Origin of the sequence: Ferrimonas gelatinilytica, assembly GCF_039544205.1 — a bacterium.
Classification (GTDB): domain Bacteria; phylum Pseudomonadota; class Gammaproteobacteria; order Enterobacterales; family Shewanellaceae; genus Ferrimonas; species Ferrimonas gelatinilytica.
Genome location: NZ_BAABLF010000028.1, coordinates 83249 through 93480, shown reverse-complemented (window position 1 = coordinate 93480; position 10232 = coordinate 83249). Strand labels below are relative to the sequence as shown.

9 protein-coding genes are annotated in these 10232 nt (G+C 62.8%); 8 read left to right on the top strand and 1 reads right to left on the bottom strand.

Annotated features, from left to right (window positions below; genetic code table 11):
• The first annotated feature begins 511 nt into the window (after positions 1 to 511).
• The 8 genes from ABD997_RS13735 to ABD997_RS13700 are packed head-to-tail and all read left to right on the top strand — an operon-like array spanning position 512 to position 8852.
• Positions 512 to 904, top strand: coding sequence for a MerR family transcriptional regulator (locus ABD997_RS13735; protein WP_345317682.1), 393 nt, complete (start codon positions 512 to 514; stop codon positions 902 to 904).
• A 17-nt stretch (positions 905 to 921) separates the two neighbouring features.
• A complete protein-coding gene (locus tag ABD997_RS13730) occupies positions 922 to 2079 on the top strand; it encodes an isovaleryl-CoA dehydrogenase (RefSeq protein ID WP_345317681.1) in 1158 nt (385 codons plus the stop codon).
• A 23-nt stretch (positions 2080 to 2102) separates the two neighbouring features.
• Positions 2103 to 3710, top strand: coding sequence for a carboxyl transferase domain-containing protein (locus ABD997_RS13725; protein WP_345317680.1), 1608 nt, complete (start codon positions 2103 to 2105; stop codon positions 3708 to 3710).
• Between the two features lie 8 nt (positions 3711 to 3718).
• Positions 3719 to 4522, top strand: coding sequence for an enoyl-CoA hydratase-related protein (locus tag ABD997_RS13720; RefSeq protein WP_345317679.1), 804 nt, complete (start codon positions 3719 to 3721; stop codon positions 4520 to 4522).
• On the top strand, positions 4519 to 6525 hold the full coding sequence (locus tag ABD997_RS13715) for an acetyl/propionyl/methylcrotonyl-CoA carboxylase subunit alpha (protein ID WP_345317678.1): 2007 nt from the start codon (positions 4519 to 4521) through the stop codon (positions 6523 to 6525). Before ABD997_RS13720 ends, ABD997_RS13715 begins: the two co-directional genes overlap by 4 nt.
• A complete protein-coding gene (locus ABD997_RS13710; RefSeq protein WP_345317677.1) occupies positions 6522 to 7454 on the top strand; it encodes a hydroxymethylglutaryl-CoA lyase in 933 nt (310 codons plus the stop codon). The genes ABD997_RS13715 and ABD997_RS13710 overlap by 4 nt, the downstream gene beginning before the upstream one ends.
• A gap of 25 nt (positions 7455 to 7479) precedes the next feature.
• Positions 7480 to 8181, top strand: coding sequence for a CoA transferase subunit A (locus ABD997_RS13705; RefSeq protein WP_345317676.1), 702 nt, complete (start codon positions 7480 to 7482; stop codon positions 8179 to 8181).
• Between the two features lie 11 nt (positions 8182 to 8192).
• Positions 8193 to 8852: a CoA transferase subunit B gene (locus ABD997_RS13700; protein WP_345317675.1), complete on the top strand. Its 660-nt coding sequence runs from the start codon at positions 8193 to 8195 to the stop codon at positions 8850 to 8852.
• An 876-nt stretch (positions 8853 to 9728) separates the two neighbouring features.
• On the opposite strand, the gene ABD997_RS13695 is transcribed toward ABD997_RS13700, so the two are convergent.
• Positions 9729 to 10148 (bottom strand): hypothetical protein, encoded by a 420-nt coding sequence (locus tag ABD997_RS13695; protein WP_345317674.1) that lies wholly within the window; start codon positions 10146 to 10148, stop codon positions 9729 to 9731.
• Between the last annotated feature and the right edge of the window lie 84 nt (positions 10149 to 10232).

Genomic DNA, 10232 nt, shown 5'->3' with positions numbered 1-10232 from the left:
GACTGCGCCATGTTCACTCCTTTGTGGGTCGGCTGTTAGTTTTGGTCGACCAACAGTATTCCGACTCGCACGGGAGTGAACAACCTCCTGAAAGATTACACCTAGGCTCCTGCTCTTAGGAACTAGGAACTCGCTATTCAAACCTAGAGCCTGGTCTCTACTGCTCTGAGTACCTAGTACCTAGGCTCCTGCTCTTAGGAACCAGGAACTCGCTATTCAAACCTAGAGCCTGGCCCCTACTGCTCTTAGTGCCGAGTACCTAGGCTCCTGCTCTTGGGAACCAGGAACTGGGAACTAGGAACCCAGGCACTCCCAAACGCCCGTCCGGTGAAGTCCGTTAACCCCCACTACTAGCACGGCCTTCCCACCTCCCCCATTAGACCTATGGCTATCAGCAAATCTGGCCACCGCTGGCCAGATCCGACCATGCGAAACATCACGGCAACAAACTTTACCTTTACGTAAACTTCCTTTATGTTGCAATCATGTTTAAGCAGGGCGTGACAGAGCAATGGTCAACACTGAAATTACCTATTCCATCAGCGAATTAGCCAAAGAGTTCGACATTACCACCCGCAGTATCCGCTTCTATGAAGACCAGGGCCTGCTGAAGCCCCAGCGCCGCGGACAGACCCGGATCTACAACGTGCAGGACAGGGTGCGGCTCAAGCTGATCCTGCGGGGCAAGCGTCTTGGCTTCTCACTGGCGGAAACCGGCCGGCTGTTTGACCTCTACGATGCGGATCGCACCAGCCGCACCCAACTACACACCATGCTGCAGCTGATCGAAGAGAAGAAGCGGGATCTGCAGCAGCAACTGGACGACATCAAGATCGTCATGATGGAGCTGTCCTCTGCCGAGTCCCAGTGCCAGCAGGCACTGCGCTCACTGGTCCAGGACTAACCGGAGAGTCACACTTTATGTACCTGAACAATTTCAATTTCGGCCTAGGGGAAACCCTCGACATGCTGCGGGAGACCGTGCGCGATTTCGCCCAGAAGGAGATCGCCCCCTACGCCGCCGAGATCGACCGGGAGAACACCTTTCCGAGTCACCTGTGGCGCAAGTTCGGCGAACTTGGACTGCTGGGGATTACCGTACCGGAGCAGTACGGCGGCGTTGACATGGGCTACCTGGCCCACGTGGTGGCGATGGAGGAGATCTCCCGCGCCAGCGCCTCGGTAGGCCTCTCCTACGGCGCCCACTCCAACCTCTGCGTCAACCAGATCGTCAAGAACGGCAACGAGGCCCAGAAAGCCAAGTACCTGCCCAAGCTGGTGTCCGGTGAGCACGTAGGGGCCCTGGCGATGAGCGAACCCAACGCCGGCTCCGACGTGGTGTCGATGAAGCTCAGTGCCAAGCGGGTGGGGGATCACTACCTGCTCAACGGCAACAAGATGTGGATCACCAACGGGCCGGATGCGGACACCTACGTGATCTACGCCAAGACCGATACCCAGGGCGGCAACCGCGGGATCACCGCCTTCATCGTCGAACGCGGCTTCGAGGGTTTCACCCAGGCGCAGAAGCTGGACAAACTGGGGATGCGCGGCTCCAACACCTGCGAGCTGGTGTTTCAGGACTGCCCGGTGCCGGTGGAGAACGTCCTCGGTGAGGTGGGCGGCGGGGTCAAGGTGCTGATGAGCGGCCTGGATTACGAGCGCGTGGTGCTCTCCGGCGGCCCCTTGGGGATCATGGCGGCCTGCCTGGACGTCGCCCAGCCCTACGTTCAGCAGCGGGAGCAGTTTGGCCAGGCAATCGGTCAGTTCCAGCTGGTGCAGGGCAAGATGGCGGACATCTACACCCGCAGCAACGCCGCCCGCAGCTACGTCTACGCCGTCGCCGCCGCCTGCGACCGGAATGAAACCAGCCGCAAGGACGCCGCCGGCGCCATCCTCTACAGTGCCGAGACTGCCACCCAACTGGCGCTGGACTGCATCCAGCTGCTGGGGGGCAACGGCTACATCAATGAGTACCCCGCAGGACGCCTGCTGCGCGACGCCAAGCTGTACGAGATCGGTGCCGGCACCTCCGAAATCCGCCGCTGGCTGATTGGCCGCGAGCTGATGGCCGAGTAGACCCCAATCCAAAGGAGCCCCTGGTGACGCACTTTCACTCCCAATACAACGGCGCCGATCCCGCCAACCAGGCCCGTCATGACGGCATGGCCAGCCTGCTGGCGGATCTGCACGACAAACTCGCCGCCATCCTGCCCGGCGGATCCGAAACCGCCCGAGCCAAGCACACCGGCCGCGGCAAGCTGCTGCCCCGGGAGCGGGTTGAGCATCTGCTGGACCCCGGCGCCCCCTTCCTGGAGATCGGCCAGATGGCCGCCTTCGAGGTGTATGACGATGCGGTGCCCGCCGCCGGTGTGATCGCCGGCATCGGCCGGGTAAACGGGGTCGAATGCATGATTGTGGCCAACGACGCCACAGTAAAGGGGGGCACCTACTACCCGCTGTCGGTGAAGAAACACCTGCGGGCCCAGGAGATCGCCGCCCGTTGCCACCTGCCCTGCATCTACCTGGTGGACTCCGGCGGGGCCTTCCTGCCAAAGCAGGACGAGGTGTTCCCGGACCGGGACCACTTTGGCCGCATCTTCTTCAACCAGGCCCAGATGTCGGCGGCGGGGATCCCCCAGATCGCCGTGGTAATGGGCCTGTGCACCGCCGGCGGCGCCTACGTGCCGGCGATGGCGGATGAGTCGATCATCGTCCGGGATCAGGCCAGCATCTTCCTGGCGGGTCCGCCGCTGGTGAAGGCCGCCACCGGCGAGCAGATCAGCGCCGAAGACCTCGGCGGTGGCCGGGTCCATACCGAGATCTCCGGGGTGGCGGACCACCTGGCGGACAACGACGAACACGCCCTACAGCTGGCCCGCAACGCCGTCGCCCGGCTCAACCACCGCAAGGCATCGCCGCTGCAGGTGCAGCCGGTGAAGGCGCCCCGCTACCCCGCCGAGGAGCTTTACGGCATCGTCGGCACAGATCTGAAGAAGCCGTTCGAGGTGCGCGAGGTGATCGCCCGTCTGGTGGACGACTCCGACTTCGACGAGTTCAAGGCGCGGTTTGGCCCGACCCTGGTGTGCGGCTTCGCCCACCTGCACGGCTACCCGGTGGGGATTATCGCCAACAACGGCATCCTCTTCTCCGAGTCGGCGCAGAAGGGTGCCCACTTCATTGAGCTGTGCTGCCAGCGCGGCATCCCGCTGCTGTTCCTGCAGAACATCACCGGCTTCATGGTGGGACAGAAGTACGAACACGAAGGGATCGCCAAGCATGGCGCCAAGCTGGTCACTGCCGTCTCCTGCGCCAAGGTGCCCAAGTTTACCGTGGTGATCGGCGGCAGCTACGGCGCCGGCAACTACGGCATGTGCGGCCGCGCCTACGACCCCACCCTAATGTTCACCTGGCCCAACGCCCGCATCTCGGTGATGGGGGGCGAACAGGCCGCCAACGTGCTGGCCCAGGTCAAGGTGGACCAGCTTGCCGCCCGCGGCGAGACCTGGCCCGAAGCCGAGCAGGAAGCGTTCAAGGCCCCGATCGTGGCCCAGTACGAGAAGAAGGGGCACCCCTACTACGCCTCGGCCCGCCTCTGGGACGACGGGATCATCGACCCCGCCCAGACCCGGGATGTCCTCGGACTGGCCCTCTCCGCCGCCAACAACGCACCACAAGCACCGACACGTTTCGGCGTGTTCCGCATGTAGGAGGGGCCATGACCTATCAATTTATCAAGTTGCAGTGCCAGGGCCCGGTGGCCCGGCTCACCCTGGCCCGGCCGGACAAGCACAACGCCTTCAACGCCGAGATGATCGCCGAGATCACCGGGGCGCTGGTCACCCTGGGTGACCGCTCGGATCTCAGCCTGCTGATCCTCGATGCCGAGGGTAAGCACTTCTGTGCCGGTGCGGATCTGGCCTGGATGCAGAGCCAGGCACGGATGAGCGAGGCCGAAAACCGGGCCGATGCCCTGCAGTTGGCCACCCTGTTCGACACCTTGTTCCACTTCCCTACCCCGGTGCTGGCCCTGGTGCAGGGGGCGGCGTTCGGGGGTGCCCTGGGGCTGGTGGCCTGCGCCGACATCGTACTGGCGGATGCCCGTGCCCGCTTCTGCCTCTCCGAGGTTAAGCTGGGGCTGATCCCCGCCACCATCGGCCCCTACGTAGCCCGGGCCATCGGCCAACGCCAGCTGCGCCGCTACGCCCTCAGCGCCGAGGTGATCGACGCCGACAGCGCGCTGGCACTGGGCCTGGTACACCAGCTCTGTGGCGACCTTGAGGTTGCCGCCGAGGCGATGGTCACCCAGCTTCGCCACAACGGTCCCGATGCCCTGCGGGCCTGCAAGGACCTGCTGCTGCATCTGGACGATGCGCCGCTGGATACGGCCCTCAAGCAGGAGACCGCCCACCGCATCGCCACCGTTCGCAGCAGCGCCGAGGGCCAGGCTGGCCTGGCGGCGTTCTTTGCCAAACGTCCCGCCCCCTGGTGCCCGGACGACAACCACAAGGATGTGTCATGATTCCTAACCAATCCTCATCCCGGCATCCCATCCGCAAGGTGCTGATCGCCAACCGGGGCGAGATCGCCTGCCGGGTGATCCGCACCTGCCAGGCCCAGGGGATCCGTACCGTGGCGGTCTACTCCGACGCGGATCGCCACAGCCTGCATGTTCAGCAGGCGGACCAAGCGTTCCGGCTCGGTCCGGCCCCGGTGGCCGACTCCTACCTGCGCAGCGATGCCATCCTGGCCATCGCCCGACGCAGCGAGTGTGACGCCATCCACCCCGGCTACGGCTTCCTGTCGGAAAACCCCGACTTCGCCCGGGCCTGCGAGCAGGCGGGGATCCTCTTTATCGGCCCCGGGGCCGACGCCATCGACAAGATGGGCTCCAAAAGCGCCGCCAAGGCGATCATGGCCGCCGCCGGCGTGCCGATGCTGCCGGGCTACCACGGTGATGATCAATCCGATACGCGCCTGATCGCCGAGGCGGAAAAGATCGGCTTCCCCCTGCTGGTCAAGGCTGCGTTCGGCGGCGGCGGCAAGGGGATGCGCATCGTCCAGGAATCCAAGGGGCTGCCCGAGGCCTTGGCCAGCGCCCGTCGCGAGGCCCAGTCCGCCTTCGGCAATCCCCACCTGCTGCTGGAGCGCTACCTTACGACCGCCCGCCATATCGAGGTCCAGGTGTTTGCCGACAGCAAGGGAAACTGCCTCTACCTGTCGGACCGGGACTGCTCCATCCAGCGCCGCCACCAGAAAGTGGTGGAGGAGGCCCCCGCGCCCGGTCTCTGTGACGCCCTGCGCCGGGAGATGGGCGAGGCGTCGGTGCGGGCCGCCAAGGCGATCGACTACGTCGGCGCCGGAACCGTGGAGTACCTGTTGGATGACCAGGGACGCTTCTACTTCATGGAGATGAACACCCGACTGCAGGTAGAGCATCCGGTGACCGAGAGCGTCACCGGCCTGGATCTGGTGGCCTGGCAGCTGGCGGTGGCCGCCGGCGAGCCGCTGCCCCTGAGGCAGTCGGAGGTCCAGACCCAGGGCCACGCCATCGAGGTGCGCCTCTACGCGGAGGACCCCCACCGCGACTTCCTCCCCGCCAGCGGCCAGCTCAAGCACCTGCAGTGGCCGGGCGCCGGCGTACGCATCGACACCGGTGTGACCCAGGGCGACAGCATTACCCCATTCTATGACCCGATGATCGCCAAGATCATCGTCGCCGGTGCCAACCGCGCCGAGGCGTGCCGCAACCTGGCCCAGGCCCTGCGCCAGACCCGGCTCAGCGGCCCCGTGGTCAACCTCGGCTTCCTGCTGCACATCGCCGAGCACCCCGCCTTCATTGGGGCGCAACTGGACACCGGCTTTATCCCGCGCCATCTGGACCAGCTGCTGGCCCCGCCCAAGGACAGGGAGCTGGCGGCCACCGCTACTGCCCTCTACCTGCTGACCAGCGCAGCATCAGAGGATGAGGCCGCCCTGCTGGGCTGGCGCCTCAATGCGCCGCGCCAGCTGCGCCTGGTACTGGAAGATGACCAGGGCCAGACCCAGGATCTTGCCTTCCAAGGGCGCCCCGACGGCGCCTGGGCGGACAGCCAGGGACGCCGCCTGGCGCTGCACTGTAACGAGGCCCAACTGCAACTCAGTTGCGACGACACCCTGCTGCGATGGCCCTTCCACCAGGATGATGACGGCAGTGTCACCCTGCAGTTGGCCGACGGCCCCCTGCGCCTGCGTCGCTACCGCTACCGGCCGCAGCAGGAGGCTGGCGATGCCGCCAAGGCGCTGCAGGCGCCCATGAACGGCACCCATGTGGCCAACCTGGTGGAGGTGGGCGACGAGGTGGAGGCGGGCACCGCCCTGGTGGTGATGGAGGCGATGAAGATGGAGTACACCATCAGCGCCCCCTACGCCGGTCAGGTGACCGCCCTGCCCTTCAAGTCTGGTGACAGTGTCAGCGACGGCAGCCCCCTGGTGGTGTTGAGGGACACGGCGGCCACTGCCGAGTGCGAGGAGGCCAACGCATGAGGCCGACACAGGTTCAGATCGTCGAGATGGGCCCTCGTGACGGCCTGCAGAACGAACCCGGGGTGACCCTGGCCGATCGCATCGCCCTGGTGGATGCCCTCTCCCTGACCGGGCTACGCCGGATCGAGGCGGGCAGCTTTGTTTCCCCCAAGTGGGTACCGCAGATGGCCCAGAGCGATCAGCTGTTCGGACAGATCCAGCGTCAAAGCCGCGTCCGTTACGGCGCCCTGACCCCCAACCTCAAGGGGTTCGAAGCGGCCGTGGCCGCCGGCGTCGACGAGGTGGCGGTGTTCGGCTCCGCCTCGGAAAGCTTCAGCCAGCGCAACATCAACTGCTCGGTGGCGGAGTCCCTGGCGCGCTTCGAGCCGGTACTGCAGGCGGCCAAAACGCTCAACCTGCCGGTACGGGGCTACGTCTCCTGCACCCTGGGCTGCCCCTACGAGGGAGCGATCTCCCCGGAAAAGGTGGCCGAGACTGCCGAAGCGCTCTACCGCATGGGCTGTTACGAGATCTCCCTCGGCGACACCATAGGCACCGGTACCCCGGATAGGGCGGTGGCGATGGTGCGCGCGGTGGCGCAGCGGGTGCCGATGGCGCAACTGGCACTGCATTTCCACGACACCTATGGCCAGGCCCTGGCCAACATCACCGCCTGCCTGGAGTTGGGGGTGGCCACCCTCGATGCATCGGTCGCGGGTCTTGGGGGCTGCCCCTACGCCCCCGGCGCCAGCGGCAACCTGGCGACCGAGGATCTCATCTACCTGCTCGATGGCTTGGGGATCGAACATGGGGTGAACCTGGATGCGCTCATCGGCGCCGGCGATGCCATCTGCCGCCGACTGGGACGCGCCAACGGCTCCAAGGTGGCGCTGGCCAAGCTCGGCCGCTGCCGAAATAACCCCGATCAACACTCACCCGGCTCGCGCTAAGCGCCGGTTCAACTGGAGAAACTTGATGTCCGGATTTGACAAGGTGGTACAGGACTACGCCCAGGCGATGGCGGGTCTGACCGACAATATGACGGTGATCGCCGGGGGATTTGGCCTCTGCGGGATCCCCGAGGGGCTGATCGCCCAGATCCAGAAGATGGGGACCCGCGGCTTGACCGTGGTCTCCAACAACGCCGGTGTGGATGGCTTTGGCCTCGGCCTGCTGCTGGAGAAGCACCAGATCCGCAAGATGATCGCCTCCTACGTGGGGGAGAACGCCCTGTTCGAGCAGCAGCTGCTCAGCGGTGAACTGGAGGTGGAGCTGACCCCCCAGGGCACCCTGGCGGAGAAGATGCGGGCCGGCGGCGCCGGGATCCCCGCCTTCTTTACCGCCACCGGCTACGGTACCCCGGTGGGCGAAGGTAAGGAGGTGCGGGAGTTCAACGGCCGCCCCTACATCCTGGAGGAGTCGATCCGCGGCGATTTTGCCATCGTCAAAGGCTGGAAGGCGGACCGCTACGGCAACGTGGTCTACCGCCATACGGCGCAGAACTTCAACCCCCTGGCCGCCACCGCCGGCAAGATCACCGTGGTGGAGGTGGAGGAGATCGTCGAGCCCGGCGAACTGGAGCCGAGCCAGATCCACACCCCGGGGATCTACGTCGACCGGGTGATCCTCGGTCAGTTCGAGAAACGGATCGAAAAACGCACCCTGAGCCAGGCATAAGGAGACCCAAGATGGCACTGACACGTGAACAACTGGCGATGCGGGTCGCCCAGGAGCTCAAGGATGGCGACTACGTCAACCTGGGGATCGGCATTCCCACCCTGGTGGCCAACTATGTCCCCGAGGGGATGGCCGTGATGCTGCAGTCGGAGAATGGCCTGCTGGGGATGGGCCCTTTCCCCACCGAGGAGACGGTAGACCCGGACATGATCAACGCCGGCAAGCAGACGGTGACCGCCATCCCCGGCGCCGCCATCTTCGACTCGGCCCAATCCTTCGCCATGATCCGCGGTGGCCACGTGGACCTCACCGTCCTCGGCGCCTTCGAGGTGGATGTCCAGGGCAACATCGCCTCCTGGATGATCCCCGGCAAGCTGGTCAAGGGGATGGGGGGCGCCATGGACCTGGTGGCCGGGGCGGACAACATCATCGTCACCATGACCCACGCCGACCGCCACGGCAACTCCAAGCTGCTTTCGAACTGCACCCTGCCGCTGACCGGCGCCAACTGCATCAGCAAGGTGGTGACGGATCTGGCCTACATCGAGATCCGCGATGGCCGCTTCCATCTGCTTGAGCGCGCCCCCGGCGTCAGCGTCGAGGAGATCATCGAGAAAACTGCCGGGGAGCTGGTGGTGCCAGAGCACGTTCCGGAGATGCGGTTCGAGTAACGCACTTCGACTAAATAACTGTTCCGAATGGTACTGCACCCTGCCGTTCGCGAGGGAAACCTGGTGCAGCGGAGCGCAAAGCTCTTATGAACGAGGTTCTAGGCCCGAGTTCCTAAGAGCCGGAGCAAAGCCCAGGGAGCCGGAGCTTTAACGAAAGTGGAGCGTATTTAGGAACAGCTATTTAGCGCACTTAGAATCGCGCTGCGCTAATGATGATCGCCCTGACGGGCGAGAAAGGCCCAAGGTAACTTGGGCCTTTTTTGGGTTTAGTTTTGGGTTTGGTTTTTGGGGAGGGCGGATGGCGGCGTGGGGACGGATTCGGTTTTCTCTGTGACCTCCCCGACCTTGTAGGTTGCTGCCGACCGGGCGAGACGCAACGAGGCTATGAATAGCCCCGATTTCCAAAGACACCTTAATGCTTTCAATGCCACTCGCTTGTGGTGCATTGTCGTGCCTGAATTTCCTCGCCATGCGCTGAGCGTGCAGATCTCCTGCACCAAGACCTCGCCCTCTCGATAAAGTTGGCCCCCAAAACTAAGAGGGCACCCAAGAGGACTTTGAGCTCTACACCAAAATATTAATTATGGGTGTCTTATTTATTCAATCTCGCAACTCAGAGCGAAGATTAGAATTATTTGAAGAGAAAATAAAACTATTCCAGCAAAGTTATGATTCGCCATCCCACCGCTTTCGAAAGTCATTCCTCTAAGTGTCCAGTTTGAAACAGCATGCCGTCCAGAGCATCGCAGCAGGCTGTCCAGATCAAACCAGTAGAAATGACCAGTTACACCAGCACCGCTAGGTAGCGGCGCTGGCGATTGCCGACCACCCTGCTGGAACAGGCTGGTCGGTTCTACTGGTGCTGGACATCATCTCTCATTTATTACGAGTAAAGAAACTTAAGACCTTATGTTTAGGGTCATACTCAATGATTGCCTCTGGATTTTCATGTAAGTACTTGGCTAGGCTATCACTTACGTTCATATCAATATTAAATGTAACAAGCATATTCTTTCCACAAGAGTTTGTTGCTCTGTGAAGAAAGTTAGTAGCATCAAGCGAATAAGCTCTATTTCCGCGAATTAACACATAATTATCCACGCTTGAGTTACCCCTAGGAGAATAGCCACTCACTACTTCCATACTACCTTCGCCAGCAAACTCACCGATACTATCACGAACCGAACTTAGACAGTCTTTTTCGATAGGGTAAACCCTTTCATAAGTCTCGTTTGACAACACATAACTAGGTTGCAATCCTAAAATAAACATTAAAAATGGCAATGTTTTTTTCATAAATACCTCAGCAGAATTGTACTTGAGAAGAACATATCTTACTGCCAGAAGGCAGTTGGTCACGCCTAAAGATACCTGGCATTC